The sequence below is a fragment of the Mucilaginibacter sp. genome (assembly GCF_028287845.1).
Lineage (GTDB): Bacteria > Bacteroidota > Bacteroidia > Sphingobacteriales > Sphingobacteriaceae > Mucilaginibacter.
Genome location: NZ_JAQBOW010000163.1, coordinates 103,472 through 120,104, shown reverse-complemented (window position 1 = coordinate 120,104; position 16,633 = coordinate 103,472). Strand labels below are relative to the sequence as shown.

Genomic DNA, 16,633 nt, shown 5'->3' with positions numbered 1-16,633 from the left:
ATACACCTTAAACCATACGGTATCGCCAACGGCATAATAAGGTTTATCAAATTGCAGATAAACTTTTTCAACAGGGTGCTCTAAATTAAATTTTTCTGTTTTGGCTACAATTGTTTTTACACTAATTGTGTCATTTTGAGAATATGCCGATAAACCGGCTGCAACTAATAAAGTGAGTATTAAGGTAAATTTTCTTAAATTCATCATTATGGTTAAGGTAAATTAAAAAGATGGCTAAATATATCTATTTCAAAGCAACAGCATACTAAGGCATAGCATCTCTTTAACATATTTTTACAATTTGTAGTATAGAGAAACACTAATTTAGTGGCACAATATAGTTATTTAAGGTATTTTGTATTCGAATCGAAAAATAAAAACCTTGTTACAACCTCTATTTGCAACAAAGGCCTAACGCTGTTTAATTAATAACAAAATTAAATTTACTTATGGGTATAGAAATTGAAAGAAAATTTTTGGTAGATGCTATACAATGGCAACAATTATCTAAACCTGTTGGCTCAAATTTCAAGCAAGGATATATTGTTAATGATGCTGCTAAAACGATAAGGGTAAGAATTACAGATCAATATGCCTGCTTAACTTTTAAGGGAGAAACATTGGGGTTTACACGCAGTGAGTATGAATATACAATACCTGTTGAAGATGGTATTGAAATGCTGGAGAAATTTGCCGGCCCCATTATACAGAAAACCCGCTATTGTATAAATTTTGAAAGTAAATTATGGGAAGTAGATGTATTTAGCGGCGACAACGAAGGTCTTATAGTTGCCGAAATTGAGCTGAAGCAGGAAACTGAACAATTTAAACTTCCTCCCTGGGTAACACAGGAAGTGACCGGCCAGGAAAAATATTACAATTCCAATCTATCAACTCATCCTTTTAAAAAATGGTAATAAAATAAGGCAGGATCTTTCATAAAGAGTCCTGCCTTATTTTTGTACACGGCATATCTGCCAGGTAACAATATTATTTACCAGCCACTGCCTTTTTTAGCAGCTCCGCTAGAAATATGACCTTCGGCAGTAGCCTTGCTCATGATAGCAGCCATTTTGTTGCCTGCACTGTCTTTACCTGTAGCAATATACCTGCCTGATTTTACATCAATTGTAGGATCAAGCATTGGTACATTCTTAGTTTTTGTTTTCACTGAATAGGCGGTAATGCCGCCATTTGTAGTTGTTGCCATGATAAGTTTTTAATTGTTTAAAAAAGTTAACCTTTACAAGGTGTGAATTGTTTTCACAAACATAGTTTATTGTTGTTAAGTAGTATATATTAAATAATAAAAGTTATCACTAAAAATGTGGATAAACAGGCCTTTTTAGGCCTTTTTGTTGATTTGTGGAAAACTTATTGGTTTTCGGGACGCAATTACAGCTGCTTTAAGCGCGTATATACCGCTTAAAACAGCTGCAAACATGTGGCAAAAAAAAACTAAAAGTTAATTTTTAACTTAGCATAAATAATTACTTCAAACTAACTATCAAGTATTATGAATAAGAAAGATTCAAGTATTTTATACTTATTATTAGGCATATATGCATTAATGATAAACTGGTATTATAACCACTCCATCATATTGCTTATACTATGCTATATATTTTGGCCGCTGTACCTTATTTACGAATTGCTTACCGGCCACCTTTCGCACGGTATGTGGAAACATATACCGTTAAGTTATTTTGATTAGTCGGGGGAAACCTAAATCTTTTCGACCACCACCGCGGTGCCGTATGCTAATACTTCGGTAATACCCTGCATTATTTCGTTGGCATCATAACGCATATTGATAATTGCATTGGCGCCTGCTACCTGCGCATGTTGTATTAATAACTGATAAGCTTCTTCCCTAGTATGTTCGCATAGCTCAACATAAATAGAGAGCCTGCCGCCAAATAACGATTGAAACCCACCTGCAATGTTGCCCCCAATACTACGGCTGCGTACGGTAATACCACGCACTACGCCTAAGTGTTTTACTATGCGGTAGCCCTCTAAACTTGTACTGGTAGTAATAAGTGAAGTATCCATGATCAAACAAATTTGTGTATAATTTTCATGACGTTCATGACGTTATAAATATAATTGTTCCAAATTAATTAGGCCATTTTCCCAGGTTATTTTTTACAAACAATTGGGCCCCTAAACCTGTAAATAATTATATTGGGGGCAAGCTTATGCTGATATTTATATGTCTTAGCCATGAAAAAAGAATATATAGCGGTGTTTTTCACTATACTATTTTATGTACTCCTGTTTTTATTAGTGCATCACTATAACCAGAGGTGGGCCTCATCTCAACCAAACTATATACAAAGGCAAAATTGATTTAACCTACCTGTATTTACACAAATAGGATGTTTGCGCAACGGCCCTTACTTTAAATGAGGTTTTTGCAGGCACTTCGAACGACTGCCCATTGGTAAAACTTTCCCAATTTTGCGCGCCCGGTAACAACGCTGCCAGTTCACCTTCAATAACACTCATAGTTTCATGGCTTGATGTGCCAAATTCATATTCGCCGCTTTCAATAACCCCAATGGTTGATTTACCTTCGGCAGTAGTATAGGCGAGTGATTTTACAGCGCCGTCAAAATATTCGTTTACGTTTATCATTACCTTTTTATTTGTGGCACCAAACTTACGAAGTTTTACTCAGCCCCCTATAATTCTCCCCGGATTGGAGAGAATTTTTTTATTTTTTTTAAGCTCTCCCTACCGGGGAGGGTTTGGGTGGGGCTTACTTCACTCCCCCAAAAGCTGCGAAATAAGAGTTTTTATGTAGTATCTCTACATTTTTAAATCCCACTTTTTTTAACAGATCGGTTTGATAATTTACAGATCTGGGGGTATCCTCCAGCGCTATATAATCTAATACCTTTTGCCGGTATTCCGGCCCGCCCAGTGTATCCAGGTAATCACTGTAGCGTTGTTGGAACAGCCTGTTTAACGGTTCAGCGTCATGGATTATTAAATCTGATATCCAAATGCTGCCACCGGGTTTTAGTGCGTTATACATTTTGCCGAATACGTTTTCCCAATCGGCATTATCCCGTAAATGATGTAGCGTTGCCGCGGCCAGTATAATATCAAAGCTATTATCGGGCAGGTTAAGATTGCGCATATCATCCTGTAATAACTTTACCTCGCCATTGGTTTGTGCCGATACGCGTTCTTTGGCGCATTGCAGCATAGGCATGCTCAGATCATTTAAAGTGCAGTTTAAATTACCAATCTTGCTTAGCATTTTTAAGGTATAGTTACCTGCACCGCAGCCAATATCCAGCAGGTTTTTTGCACCCGGATTAATATATTTTGCTGCTTCGGTACAAAGCTCCATGGTTATGGGGGCATCAATGGTTGTTAGCTGGCCCGTATCAAGATTGGCGAAACGCTCAACATCGTTATCAAATCTGGCTCTTATTGCCTCGTTGTTTGATTTTTTTGAATAGTCTGTAATCATAATAGCTTGTATTTAGTTTTTTGCACTTGTCAAATTTATCCCATTTTACCATATTTGAAAAATATCAATTTTATCAATAATTGATAGCTATAAAGTATCACAGCTTATGGAGCTAAGGCATTTGCATTATTTTAAAACCGTTGCAGAGCATCTGCATTTCAGGAACGCGGCCACCGCCTTGTTTATTTCGCAACCACCTTTAAGCAGACAGATTAAAGAACTTGAAGAAGAATTGGGCGCGCAATTATTTTTACGTAACAATAAACGTGTTGTACTTACTGATGCCGGAAAATATTTTAAAAACGAAGTAGATACTCTATTTGCACGGCTGGAAGAAAGCAAAAACATGACCCGTCAAATTCATCTGGCCGAAAGCGGAGAATTAAAGATAGGTTATATAAGCTCTGTATATCAGCCCCATCTTGCCGAGGTTTTAATGGCCCTACGGCAAATTTTCCCGCATATTAAAACCAGTTTGTACGAGCGGCCAACCATTAAACAAATAGAGACTCTTGAACAGGGAAAACTTGACGTTGGCATACTAAGGGCACCCGTGCATTCTGATAAACTACAGGTACAAACCCTATTCTTTGATCCTTTTATGGTAGTTATACCATCAAGGGGTAAAGAATTTGCTGATTATAATGAGCTAACTGCTTTTATAAAAAACAAACCGTTCATTTTCTTCAACAAAGAATATGCACCCCATTATTATGATAAACTGATAGAAATATGCAACAGACTGGGATTTAAGCCTGACATTACCCATGAGGTAAATAATGTGCACTCCATTTTACAATTGGTAGAGGCCGGACTGGGTGTTTCTATCCTGCCGCTATCATTAAAACAACAATACGCCAATTTACAAGTGTCATTTGTTGATTTAAAGGACATTCCGGTGAATACCGAAGTGGTTTTAGCTTATAAAAAATCAAATCTGAATGCTGCCTTAAAATGGTTTATTGAAAATTACACCAGCAAATAATCGCCTTTTTAAAACGCACGATGGTCACCGCAGGGAAATCGCTTTTAAAACATAATGGATATTAGGAGGCACCTACGGAGCCTTATTTTATTCATTATAGGCTATAAACAGGCGACTCCGCCGGAGTCATTTACTGAAAGCCGCAATAGTTCCAGCGGAACTACCTGTTTATAGCATTACAAGATGATATTTTAAGGGCTCCAGCGGAGCCACCTGTTTTTAAAAGCGATTTTCCTGAGTCACCGTCTCATGGTGCGGATATACATAATAATTAATATAAACGCTGCCGCCAGGGCCATTATTTTTAACATGGCCCTAAGTAAATAATAATTCATCAAACAACAAAAAAGCCCTGCTCAGCATTTAGTTGGGCAGGGCTTTTATTATATGTTAATTAAATTAGTTTTCTGTTACAACATGGTAGCTAAGCGCTGTTGCCCCCGAAATATAAATGGTATAAATTTTTCCGGCTTGTATATTACCGGGTATATTTACCAGTGCTGTAGTTGAACCTCCAGCATTTACAGTAAGCGCTGTAGAAGAGTTGATCTCGTAATAATCAGAAAAATTTTCATAGGGCAAACCGGTAACTACTGCTGCGCCACCGGCAATATAAACATCAATGTTTGCTGTCATAGTGGTGCTTAAATTAATAAAACGCACCCTGGCTTTACCTGTTTGTGGTATTGTTTTATCGTCTTGTATACCTAGAGCAGATTTATCGTCGGCATAATACACACTATAATATGCGCCGGGAGCAAATGCTACAGGGAACGTATTATTTACCGTGCCGGTACCCGATGTTCTGAAACTACAAGTATGACTGCCACTTACGCTTAAATAACCGGTGCTTTGTGTATAAGCAATGGGGGTAGTATTTGCCTTGGCATCATCTACAAAAAAGTCCTGCGGCGGCGATGTTTCCCCGGCATTAATAATATTTAACGCTGATGATGCTGTAACAGTTGTGTTTTTTTTACAGGAAGAAAAACTAAAGGCAAACAACAAAGCAATTATTGAAATTGATAAGCATCTGCACATGTTGGAATAAAGGTTTGCTTTCATATATAAAGGTTTTTATAATTTAAACAATATTTATGGTTGAAGGTTTTGGCCCTATATTATTACAATATATTACGTGTACCTTATTTAAATAGTTGCTATATACAATAATAATAAAATATTCATATCTATTTAGCAAGCTTTTTTAGTTGTTATTCTTCAACAAATTCTAATATATCGCCGGGCTGGCAATTTAAAACACGGCATATAGCTTCCAGCGTTTCCAGCCTTACCGCTTTGGCTTTGCCTGTTTTTAGTATAGATAAATTGGCCATAGTTATCCCCACTTTTTCGCTCAATTCGGTTAGCGACATTTTGCGCCGCGCCATCATTACATCTAAATTTACTACTATGGGCATAGCTATACGGTTAGATCGTGTTCTTCTTTTAATTTTTTACCCTGCCTAAACGACAGCAAAAATATAATTACTAAGCCTAAAATTTCCCACGAACCAATTTGAACATTACTTTTTAATATAACGCTGGGGATAAAATATTCACGAAATACAAATTTCATTAAATAATGCATCAGGTAAATAATTACCGAGTAACCTAACAAGTTAAACGCAATAAGCTGTAATCGCCAGATATTTTTAGCCGTAAAGGTTTGTCCTTTAAAAATATCAATGGCAAATTTTAAAAAAATACTGATCAGGTATAACACATATAAAGAGAATAAAACACCTGTCACCCGAATTATGATAGCAAGGATATGGGCGCCTCTATTGCTTACAGGGATTAATAACGATCCATCCAAGTGGTTATATCTGAATTTAACCGGCACATCGGCTACATGGATTTTATTATACACCGACCCATCCGGCCTTTTTATAGATGTGTCAAGTACCGTTTTGCGCACATAGCCTTGTCCATTTTCTACATAAAACTTACCCTCATCAACGTAACCCAAATAGTTGCGTGTATTTAGGGTCCACCCCGTTAGTGTAATATAACTTTGACTATGCTCATAAATAGTGTTAAGATAGGCATGCTCTTTATACCATTTAAAACTACAGGTATCACAAGCTAAACTATGGGTAATACTGATAAATGGCAACCCGCCCCTGTTTACAAGAGAAGCATTACCACTTCTTAAATTACGCATGGTAAGTATACTATCTTTTAATTTTACATATTGGCTATGAGGCAAATTTTCATCGAGCGCAACATTATCTATTGGCTTTATATGCTGCGCTTGCCAGCTGTTATATACGTTTGTGTTACCGTCCCCGAATAAATGGATACTTGGTAACCTCAAGATAGGAAAGCACAAGTATATACCTATGCAAACAATGATTATATTCACTACCAGGTTAGTATTTAGTTTGATTTTCATATCAAAATTGGTTTAGGTTTATTTCTTCGCCATCATTACATCTAAGTTTACTATTATGGGCGTGGCTATATAGTTAGATCGTGTTCTTCCTGTAACATCACAGCGCGGCTAAATGCCAGGTATAATAAAGAGAATAATAACCCCACGGGTAAAGTATCCCATGCGTCAATCCATAGCTCATCCCTCATCATAATATCTACAGTAAAGTAATTATGAAATATCAGTTTCACGAATAAATTAAGCAACAATACTAGCACAGGGTAACTTATAATACAAATGGCGATAAATCTTAAACGAATTACGTTTTTGCGGGTAAATGAAAACCCTTTTGAAAGATCAAAAATGAGCCTTGCAAACAGGTACAATACTATTATCATTCCAATAATATATACACCCTCTAACAGGCGACAGATTAGCCTGAATAAACTTGCGTTACTTTTATTAACCGGTATAAGCAATGCATTATCCATATGGCTGTACCTGAATTTAACCGGCACATCGGCAAAGTTACTGATGTAGACGTTTTTACTGGTATCAGACCATTCACGTATATAGCCCTGGGAATTTTTCACATAGAATACACTATCATCATCATAGTGGTCAAGCTTCCTTCTTAGGGTCCAGGCATAAAGCTTAATGTAATTTTGAAGGTGCCCATCATACAATTTATTTGCACAAGTGTCGCAGCCGGTGCCATTAATTTCCAGAGCCAATTTCTTATCTATTAACCACTTATAACTACAAGTATCGCACGCCAGGCTAGTTTGCGTGCCTAAATAGGCAAATTCACGCCAGTTATGCGTAAAGCCGTCGCCGTTTTTCAGATCGCGCATGCTTGCCAGGCTATCCTTTTTTGCATTGTATTCAATATCAACGATAGTTTCGCCCCCCTTGAACCCATCAATAGGTTTTATTATCCTGTTGCTCCAATCCTGGGTAGTATCCCGGTACCCCATGTCATTTATCAATATCCATATAATGCCGGTTACGCTAATAATAATACAGGCGATAATAATAACTGCTGCGGGGTTTAGTTTAAATTTGGCTTTCATTATGTTATGATTAAATACATCGCAAATAAATAATTTATTATTGATATAAACTAATTATTTATTGATTTACGATAAATAAAATGCATAACATTACTTCTTAAACTGCAACTACCACTACGCTAAATAACATCATCCAAAACATAATGCCCTGCTTTTTATTACTGTATAAATATGGCAGTAGCAAACAAGTCTATATACGCGGCGCTTTTAGCAAACCTGCTCATAGCGGTTACCAAATTTATAGCCGGCGCTATAAGCAACAGCGCGTCTATGATTGCCGAGGGCATACACTCGGTAGTGGATACCATTAACCAGGTATTACTATTATTGGGGCTAAAGCTTAGTAAAAAGAAACCGGATAAGCATCGGCCCCTTGGCTATGGTAAGGAGCTGTATTTTTGGTCGTTTGTGGTATCAATATTGATATTTGGCTTGGGTGGCGGCATATCCATATACCAGGGTATAACGCATATCATTCATCCCGAAAAACTGGGTGATGTTACCTGGAGCTACGTGGTACTGGCAATTTCTGTAATCTTTGAAGGCTCCTCGCTGATTATTGCGGCAATTGAGTTTAATAAACTGCGTGAGGGACAGAGCTGGTGGGATGCCATCATCAGAAGCAAGGATCCATCAACCTTTTTAGTATTGTTTGAGGATAGCGCCGCGGTTGTTGGTTTATTTATTGTAGCGATATGCCTGTACCTGAGTCACCATTTAAATAAGCCTTATATGGATGGTGTTGCCTCTTTATTAGTTGGGTTGATACTGGTAGGTGTATCGCTTATATTGGCAAGAGAAAGTCGCAGTCTGCTTATGGGCGAAGGTATACGTAAAGATACCAAACAACGCATCAAACAAATAATTGAGGATGACGAGGCAACATTAAGCCTGATGCATATCTTATCTACCTATCAATCGCCTACCGAAATATTGTTAATGCTTATTGTATCCTTTAAACCCAACCTGGATACTGCCCAGATAAACGACGCCATTGACCGCATTCGCGAAAAAATAAAAAAAGAATATAGGTTGATGCGCTTCGTTATCATTCAGCCCGAGGTTTTTGAGAAAAAGGTTGACCCGGATGTGCAGCGATATATATAGTTACCCCGGTAGTTTGTTGGACTCATTATCTTGTTTCATCACTCCAAAATCAGGCAAATTGCAACTATCTTATTATCAATATATAACTACAAAATTATACTTAAAAAAACTGACGAATAAGTTGTTACATTTTGTTACATCACTTTTTATCAATTTCCTTATAAACAATACTTTAAGTCAAAATCTTGTTTCACTTGTTACATTTTGTTACACACTCGCGTGTAACAAAATCACATTGGCAGCCCTTGATATGGAGTAGTCACAATTATATAACAAAGGGTTCTTGTTAAACTACAGTGATCCACCGCTTACAACTATTGATTCAATTCTTAATTCCTGTGCGTACGAACTACCACCCAGGCATGCCAACATTCTGGCAAACGCTAATTTAGCTAACTTAAAGCCACTTGTTTCAATGTAAGTAATTTCAGGATAGTATAATGTAGGTTTAAATCCGTCGCTTATTGCAATAACACCAACATCTTGAGGGGTGCGCAATTCTAATTGCTGTATAGCTTTCATTACTCCCATCAAAATCTCATCGGTCATACAAAATATCGCATCGGGCTTAATAACCTTTTTAAAAGAATTCATTGTTATTTCCCTGGCTTCATCCGAGGAAAGCGCGTAATGAATATAAAGCTGCGTGCTTAACCCATACCCAGAAACGGTATCTTCAAAAGATTTAAGTCGTTTTTGCGTAATCAACAACTCCGGATTACCAAAAATGGAAAGTATGTTCTTTTTCTTTTTTAACATTAATTCTTTTGCTGCCATATCAGCCGCAGCCTCGTCAGCAACACATACTTTGTTACAAGCCTCAAAAGACGGTACCTTATCAAAAAATATCACCGGAATATGATGTTCATCTAACTTTAGGAAATTATTTATATCGGTAGTTTTTGAGGTTATTGATACAAATATACCAGCCATCCTATTTTGCTTACAAAGTTTCAGGTTTGCAAGTTCTATTATTGGGTCGTCTCCAGACTGTAATATGATCAATGAATACCCATATTGCCTAACCTCATTTTCCAACGAACTTATAAATGACTGATAGAAATCATTTGTTATAGTTGGCACTATAATTCCAAATTCCTTGCAATGATTACTACGTAGGTTAATAGCAAACGTATTTGGCTCATAATCTAATAAAACCGACAGTTCTTTTACTTTGGTTTTAGTTTCTATGGAAATATCGGGATGATCTTTTAATGCTCGTGATACTGTAGAAATGCTTAATTGCAGCATACCTGCAAGCTTTTTTAAAGTGACTTCAGACATAAGTAGGTTTAATAATTGGATCAGTGAATGTAACATTTTATTTACATATAATTATTTTTTTATTAACTGCAAAGCTTTTCGCAAACGTTTGCGAAAAGCTTTGCAGCTCCATTTGCCTGATTTTCAATAAATAGCCTCCTGTTAACCTATAAATTTATCAAATCAATTATCGCCCACGGCCTATATTATTTATATGATTAAATTTTACAAAGCATATTTATTTAATGGATTTTCTTTTCGGCAGGTTGACAGCCCATTTGCAATAGTAAAACACAATTTGACAACCTAAAAGCAGCCCATGAATTATACAGGTTCAATATTAGAAAAACCAGCTGTTCAAATAAATACTGCCTTTGCTGCAATAAAAGCAATTAAAGGCAAACTATCATTTTGGCAGATATTGAACATGAACGTAGGCTTTTTTGGCTTACAATACAGTTTTGGATTACAACAGGCCAACATGAGCCCAATTTATTCCTATCTGGGCGCGCATGAAAGCAATCTATCCTATTTGTGGTTAGCCGGGCCATTAACCGGTTTAATCGTTCAGCCTATTGTAGGTGCTTTTAGCGACAAAACAACAAGCAAATTTGGCAGGCGCACTCCATACTTTTTAATAGGTGCGCTAATTTGCAGTATTTCACTATTTATAATGCCTCATAGCAGTTCGGTTTGGATGGCTGCAAGTACATTATGGATACTTGATGCTGCTAATAATATCACCCTTGAACCATATCGCGCTTTCGTTAGTGACAAGTTGGATGAAGAACAGCATTCCTTAGGTTTTTTTATGCAAAGCGCGTTTACCGGCCTCGGACAAACGCTGTCATATTTAACACCTACCCTACTTATATTTTTCGGGATAAGTAAACTGGCTGTTAATGAAAACAATATACCGCTAACTACCATAATGGCTTTTACTATTGGGTCGGTGTTATCTACCGGTGCCATTTTGTATACGCTTATAACAACAAAAGAAATACCCTTAACTGCCGATGAAGTTCACCAAATACGCAGTTCTCCAAAAGGTTTTTGGGTAAGAGTTAAAGAAATAGGTAAAGCAATAGCCGAAATGCCTATAGTAATGAAACAAATGATACCCATGATGTTTTTTAGCTGGTATGCCATGTTTATTTACTGGATATATATAGCAAAGTGTTTATCATTATCAGTATTCCATTCGTCTGCCACACATCCAACTGGCTTTAGAGATGCTGATTTGCTTTCCGGTCAGTTGGGAGCATTTTACAATTTCATAGCCTTTGTTGCAGCCTTTGGTCTGGCTTGGATTGCCAGAAAAGCGGGCAATAAATTAACCCATAGCTTATGCCTGTGCTGTGCCGGAATTGGCCTTTTAGCTTTACCTTATATACATAATTCATATTGGGTTTTCCTGCCGATGGTGGGTATGGGCTTATCATGGTCAAGCATGATGGGTAATCCCTACATAATTCTTGCAGGCAATATACCCGTTCAAAAAACCGGCATATACATGGGCATATTTAACATGTTTATAGTTGTACCAATGCTATTGCAAAACATAACAATGCCTTTATATTATGAATCATGGCTGGGAAACAATCCCGAAAACGCCATTATGCTTGCCGGAATATTACTACTGCTAGCAGCAGCTTCAGTTCACTTTATTAAACTTAAACCCACTATGAAATAGAACGAAACACATTATTTTTTTTCACCTCTTATAAACCATAATTTTAAATTTATCTTATATGAAACACTTATCCAAATTATGTTTCCTAGGATTATTCTTATTTATTGCTGTACAGGCGTCGGCACAAAATAAGGTAATTACCGGGAGAGTTACCAACAAAACAGATGGCTCGGCATTGGTCGGAGTAACCGTTGTAGCGAGTACTAACGCCGGAACCGGCACAGTAACAGATGCAGATGGTAAATACCGATTATCAGTAGGCGCTGATGTTACTTCATTAATATTTTCTTACACAGGCTTTGCTAAACAGCAAATCAATATTGCAGGCAAATCACAAATTGATGTTAGCCTTGAAGCAAGCATCAGCGAATTAACCGAAGTTGTTGTTATTGGTTACGGCACCCAACGTGTTAAAGACGCAACCGGGTCTGTAGCTTCACTTGGCAATAAAGATTTTAATAAGGGGGTTATCTCTACCCCAGAACAACTTTTACAAGGCCGTATTGCCGGCGTTCAGGTAACGCCATCAAACGGCGAACCTGGTGGAAGCTCTACTATTAATATTCGTGGTTCTTCTTCTATACGTTCAGGTAACGATCCTTTGTATGTTATCGATGGTGTACCAATTCAAGGTGGGGGCACCTCTAATTCAGGGCCAACTACGGGCTCATTAGGATCATCTTCGGCACGTAATCCGCTTGAATTTATTAACCCTGCCGACATTGAAAACATCAGCGTATTAAAAGATGCGTCCGCATCTGCTATTTACGGTTCAAGAGGCGCAAACGGTGTAATTTTAATAACTACCAAAAAAGGAGCCCGGGGACAAGGAATTCAATTCACGTCAAACACAACTGTCGGCTCGGTGGCTAAGAAATATAATTTGCTTACCGCATCGCAATTTTTAACTGCTGTTGCCGCAACAGGTGCAGATGCAAATGCTGTTAACCAGAAGGCTAATACTGATTGGCAAAAGCAAATATTCAGGACCGCGGTTTCGCAAAACACAGGTCTGGCTTTTGGTGGTGCTAAAGATGGATTTACATACAGGAGCTCATTTAGTTATGATGATGAAAATGGCACGGTTAAAAACTCAGGGTTAAAAAGATTAACAGGCCGCATTAATGCATCGCAATCATTTTTAGACGACAAGTTAAAATTTGACCTTACTTTTTTAGCCTCTAATATAAAAAATACCTACGCCCCAATTGCAGATAATTCTGGTTATCAGGGTAGTTTAATTGGTGCAACTATAGGCGCCAATCCCACTTATCCAATTTACAATCCAGATGGTACTTATTATTTTGATGGCAGCAATCGTAATCCGGTGGCTATGCTTAATTTAATAGATGATAAGGATAACATTAACCGCTACCTGGGAAATTTAGGTGCTTCGTTAAAAATTACTAATAACTTAACGTATAGGGCTACATTTGGAAACGATTACGGTATGAGTAAAAGGACAACTTATTATGATCCTAAACTTGCCGGATATACAGATGCCGATAATGTGCGCGGACTTACGCTATCGCAAATATCAGGAAACGGCCGCGGCCAGATCCAAAACGTTAAACAAACATCACAGATAACTGAGCATACATTAACGTATGATCTGAAATTTCGCGACTTCAGTACTTTAACAGTATTGGCTGGTTATTCTTATCAGGTATCAAATACTTATAATTGGAACCAGGTTGGCTGGAATACAACCACAGCAAATACATTAGTAAAAAGCATCGACGCGTTTAAAAACCACCTGCCAATTTATGGTGATACTACAAGATCACAACTGCAATCATACTATAGCAGGATCAACTATTCTTATAAAGACAGGTATTTAGTTACTGCTACAGTACGTAGAGATGGCTCATCAAAATTTGGTGCCAATAATAAGTATGCAACCTTTCCGGCTTTAGCGGTAAAATGGAAAATAATGAATGAAAGTTTTGCACCAAAAAATATTTTTGAAGATTTTAGCTTAAGAATAAATTATGGGAAAACCGGTAATCAGGAATTACCTCCGTATGCTTCATTAGAAATTACACAATATAATTTAGATGGAAGTAAATCCAGAATTACAAATGCAAACCCTAATTTGAAATGGGAAACAGTAACACAAACCGGTGCAGGTATTGATTTTGCACTAATTGGTGGCCAATTAACAGGTACCTTAGATTATTTTAACAAAAGCACCAAGGACCTGCTTTTCTTACAAGATTATGCACAACCTGCAGCAAACACCCATCGCTGGGTTAATTTACCCGGAAACATTGTAAACAAAGGTTTTGAGTTAGGCTTAAACCTTGCTGCTGTCAGACACAAAATATTTTCATGGGATATAGCGTACAACATGACCATTTTGAGCAACAAGGTTGAAAATTTTGGAAATTCAACCGTAAATACCGGCGCTATTAATGGCCAGGGTTTATCAGGTGCTTACGGCCAGGTAATAATCAATAACTATCCATTATATACCTTTAAATTACCGCAATATGCCGGACTTGATGCTAATGGTTTTGCTATCTATCCAAACGGCATTGACATTGGCACATTACAAGGAAGCGCATTACCTAAATTTACCACTAGTTTAACCAATAATTTCACCTACGGTAGGTTTAATGCAAGTGTTTTTATAAATGCAGCAACAGGCTTTTATGTTTATAACAATACTGCCAACGCATACTTTTACAGAGGCAACTTAGTGACCGGTCACAACGTAACCCCTGAGGTTGCAGCAAGCAGTGAAAACGTGCTTAACTCAGGCCAGTTATCAACCCGTTTCCTTGAGAAAGGTGATTTTGTAAGATTATCAAATGTAACCTTCGGTTATACTTTCGACCTTATTAAGCCACGTGCAATTAAAACATTAAGGTTAAGTGTAAGTGGTCAAAATCTTGCACTTATTACCAATTATTCAGGGTTAGATCCAGAGATTAATACCAATAAAGCTTTAAACAATGTACCATCAAGAGGTATTGATTATGCATCATATCCGAAGGCGCGCACATTTACATTTAGTTTAAACGCAGGCTTTTAATTTAAAAAATCAACAAAATGAAAAATATTAAAACTAAAATATCAGTAGTTATCACGGTAGTGGCACTACTTTCAAGCAGTAGTTGTAAAAAGCTCGACGAAAAACTTTACGGCTCTAAGGTAATTGATAATTCAACGGGAGGTTCGACATCAGATTTATTAGGTGTTTACAGCCAGCTTAATGGTATAGCAACACAAGTAAACACGTTTGCTTTACAAGAGCATCCATCAGATGAAATGATGGGCCCAACACGCGGTACTGACTGGGGAGATTTTGGCACCTGGCGCAAGCTACACACCCATACCTGGGATGCTTCTTATCAGCAAATAAGCGATACCTGGGACTATTTAAATACCGGGGTTTACCGCGCAACTCAGGTAATTACTGGATCAACCTCTACGCAAGTTAAAGCAGAAGCCAGCTTTTTACGGGCTTATTTTATGTTCCAGGTTATTGATTTATTTGGACAGCAACCAATGCGTGATCCGGCTTCTTCGCCAGATACCAATCCCACTGTTTTAACCCGCAGTGCTGCAACTGATTTTATCATTACCGACCTTGTATATGCTGAAGCTAATTTAGGGCCTGCGGCAACCGTTGGTGTAGCCAGCAAAGCAGCGGCCGAAGCACTACTTGCTAAAGTTTATTTAAATAAAGCAGTTTACAAAGCAGCAGTTATCGGCGGGCCATTCACTTTTGACCCGGCTGATATGACTAAAGTAATTACTTATTGCAATGCCGTAATAGCTAATGGCAGTTATCAACTATCTGGCCCGGGCCATTACTTTGATAATTTTGCCTGGAATAATACTACAATAAGTAAAGAAATAATTTTTGGCTTATTAAACAGCGCAACTAATGCGCCTGCAAATACACACTTTATATGGCGTATGGGCATGCACTACAATCAATCGCCAAGTAGTTGGAACGGCTTTACTACACTTGCTGATTTTTACAATTCTTTTGAGAAAACGGATGAGCGTATTGGCGGAAATTATGCCGGCATGACCGACTTAAATGGATTAAAAACGGGATTTTTAATTGGCCAGCAATTTGGGCCAGGTAATAAAGCCTTAACCACACGTGGCGGCGCCCCTTTAATATTTACCCCAAATGTAGATCTGAATTACTCTACAGAGGCCCAGGGAATAAGGGTTATAAAGTATCTTCCGCACCCGGCAGCTGATGGATCTGTAAATGATGATAACGCAACCAACACCTATATTTTACTGCGTTATTCGGACGTGTTATTAATGAAGGCAGAGGCCATTTTTAGAGGCGGCACAGATCCAAACGCACAAACTGCGCTGGGTATTATAAACACGCTTAGAGCTCAACGTGGAGCAACCCTGGCAACAACAGTAACTGCTACATCATTACTAGCAGACAGAGGACATGAATTGTATTATGAAGGCTGGAGACGAAATGATCAAATAAGATTTGGTACATTCAATAATCCGGTTGATCAACGTTCGGCAAAAACAGATCCTACACGTACAATATATGCAATACCTCAACGAGCTGTTGATACAAACCCTAACCTAAAACAAAATGCAGGTTATTAATTGATTTATTTTTTTTTCTAATACAATTGGTTTAATTTCAAGAACG

The 16,633-nt window shown here is 37.6% G+C and carries 17 protein-coding genes; 7 read left to right on the top strand and 10 right to left on the bottom strand.

Features of this window, described 5'->3' with window-relative positions:
* Positions 1-207: hypothetical protein (locus tag JWP71_RS17205; RefSeq protein ID WP_299502549.1), on the bottom strand; the 207-nt coding region annotated here is incomplete at its 3' end.
* 242 nt (positions 208-449) lie between these two features.
* Between JWP71_RS17205 and JWP71_RS17200 the strand changes: the two genes are divergently transcribed.
* Positions 450-917: a CYTH domain-containing protein gene (locus JWP71_RS17200; RefSeq protein WP_299502546.1), complete on the top strand. Its 468-nt coding sequence runs from the start codon at positions 450-452 to the stop codon at positions 915-917.
* Positions 918-994: 77 nt separating this feature from the next.
* On the opposite strand, the gene JWP71_RS17195 is transcribed toward JWP71_RS17200, so the two are convergent.
* Positions 995-1,210, bottom strand: coding sequence for a hypothetical protein (locus JWP71_RS17195; protein ID WP_299502544.1), 216 nt, complete (start codon positions 1,208-1,210; stop codon positions 995-997).
* Between the two features lie 306 nt (positions 1,211-1,516).
* Here JWP71_RS17195 and JWP71_RS17190 point away from each other — a divergent pair, with 306 nt between their 5' ends.
* Positions 1,517-1,714, top strand: coding sequence for a hypothetical protein (locus tag JWP71_RS17190; RefSeq protein ID WP_299502542.1), 198 nt, complete (start codon positions 1,517-1,519; stop codon positions 1,712-1,714).
* 11 nt (positions 1,715-1,725) lie between these two features.
* Here the strand turns inward: JWP71_RS17190 and JWP71_RS17185 are convergent, their stop codons facing one another.
* The 3 genes from JWP71_RS17185 to JWP71_RS17175 form a co-directional block, all read right to left on the bottom strand.
* Positions 1,726-2,055 carry a heavy metal-binding domain-containing protein gene (locus tag JWP71_RS17185; protein WP_299502540.1) on the bottom strand — a complete coding sequence of 110 codons (330 nt, stop codon included), beginning with the start codon at positions 2,053-2,055 and terminating at the stop codon, positions 1,726-1,728.
* A 303-nt stretch (positions 2,056-2,358) separates the two neighbouring features.
* Positions 2,359-2,640: a pyrimidine/purine nucleoside phosphorylase gene (locus JWP71_RS17180; protein ID WP_299502538.1), complete on the bottom strand. Its 282-nt coding sequence runs from the start codon at positions 2,638-2,640 to the stop codon at positions 2,359-2,361.
* 124 nt (positions 2,641-2,764) lie between these two features.
* On the bottom strand, positions 2,765-3,487 hold the full coding sequence (locus JWP71_RS17175; protein ID WP_299502536.1) for a class I SAM-dependent methyltransferase: 723 nt from the start codon (positions 3,485-3,487) through the stop codon (positions 2,765-2,767).
* A gap of 106 nt (positions 3,488-3,593) precedes the next feature.
* On the opposite strand from JWP71_RS17175, the gene JWP71_RS17170 reads away from it, so the two are divergent.
* The gene (locus JWP71_RS17170; protein ID WP_299502533.1) at positions 3,594-4,472 is read left to right on the top strand and encodes a LysR family transcriptional regulator; all 879 of its coding nucleotides are present in this window, start codon (positions 3,594-3,596) and stop codon (positions 4,470-4,472) included.
* A gap of 399 nt (positions 4,473-4,871) precedes the next feature.
* Here the strand turns inward: JWP71_RS17170 and JWP71_RS17165 are convergent, their stop codons facing one another.
* The 4 genes from JWP71_RS17165 to JWP71_RS17150 form a co-directional block, all read right to left on the bottom strand.
* Positions 4,872-5,537, bottom strand: a complete 666-nt coding sequence (locus JWP71_RS17165; RefSeq protein WP_299502531.1) for a DUF4397 domain-containing protein — start codon at positions 5,535-5,537, stop codon at positions 4,872-4,874.
* A 149-nt stretch (positions 5,538-5,686) separates the two neighbouring features.
* On the bottom strand, positions 5,687-5,893 hold the full coding sequence (locus JWP71_RS17160; RefSeq protein ID WP_299502528.1) for a helix-turn-helix transcriptional regulator: 207 nt from the start codon (positions 5,891-5,893) through the stop codon (positions 5,687-5,689).
* 2 nt (positions 5,894-5,895) lie between these two features.
* Positions 5,896-6,870 carry a DUF2975 domain-containing protein gene (locus tag JWP71_RS17155; protein ID WP_299502526.1) on the bottom strand — a complete coding sequence of 325 codons (975 nt, stop codon included), beginning with the start codon at positions 6,868-6,870 and terminating at the stop codon, positions 5,896-5,898.
* A 65-nt stretch (positions 6,871-6,935) separates the two neighbouring features.
* Complete coding sequence (locus JWP71_RS17150) at positions 6,936-7,922, bottom strand: DUF2975 domain-containing protein (protein WP_299502524.1); 987 nt, start codon at positions 7,920-7,922, stop codon at positions 6,936-6,938.
* Between the two features lie 171 nt (positions 7,923-8,093).
* Between JWP71_RS17150 and JWP71_RS17145 the strand changes: the two genes are divergently transcribed.
* Entirely contained in the window at positions 8,094-9,029 is a 936-nt protein-coding gene (locus JWP71_RS17145; protein ID WP_299502521.1) for a cation diffusion facilitator family transporter, read from the top strand.
* Between the two features lie 291 nt (positions 9,030-9,320).
* On the opposite strand, the gene JWP71_RS17140 is transcribed toward JWP71_RS17145, so the two are convergent.
* Positions 9,321-10,313, bottom strand: coding sequence for a LacI family DNA-binding transcriptional regulator (locus tag JWP71_RS17140; RefSeq protein ID WP_299502518.1), 993 nt, complete (start codon positions 10,311-10,313; stop codon positions 9,321-9,323).
* A 298-nt stretch (positions 10,314-10,611) separates the two neighbouring features.
* On the opposite strand from JWP71_RS17140, the gene JWP71_RS17135 reads away from it, so the two are divergent.
* The 3 genes from JWP71_RS17135 to JWP71_RS17125 are packed head-to-tail and all read left to right on the top strand — an operon-like array spanning position 10,612 to position 16,587.
* The gene (locus tag JWP71_RS17135) at positions 10,612-11,985 is read left to right on the top strand and encodes an MFS transporter (protein ID WP_299502515.1); all 1,374 of its coding nucleotides are present in this window, start codon (positions 10,612-10,614) and stop codon (positions 11,983-11,985) included.
* Between the two features lie 58 nt (positions 11,986-12,043).
* On the top strand, positions 12,044-15,022 hold the full coding sequence (locus JWP71_RS17130; RefSeq protein ID WP_299502514.1) for a SusC/RagA family TonB-linked outer membrane protein: 2,979 nt from the start codon (positions 12,044-12,046) through the stop codon (positions 15,020-15,022).
* A gap of 17 nt (positions 15,023-15,039) precedes the next feature.
* Positions 15,040-16,587 carry a RagB/SusD family nutrient uptake outer membrane protein gene (locus tag JWP71_RS17125; RefSeq protein WP_299502512.1) on the top strand — a complete coding sequence of 516 codons (1,548 nt, stop codon included), beginning with the start codon at positions 15,040-15,042 and terminating at the stop codon, positions 16,585-16,587.
* Positions 16,588-16,633 lie beyond the last annotated feature (46 nt).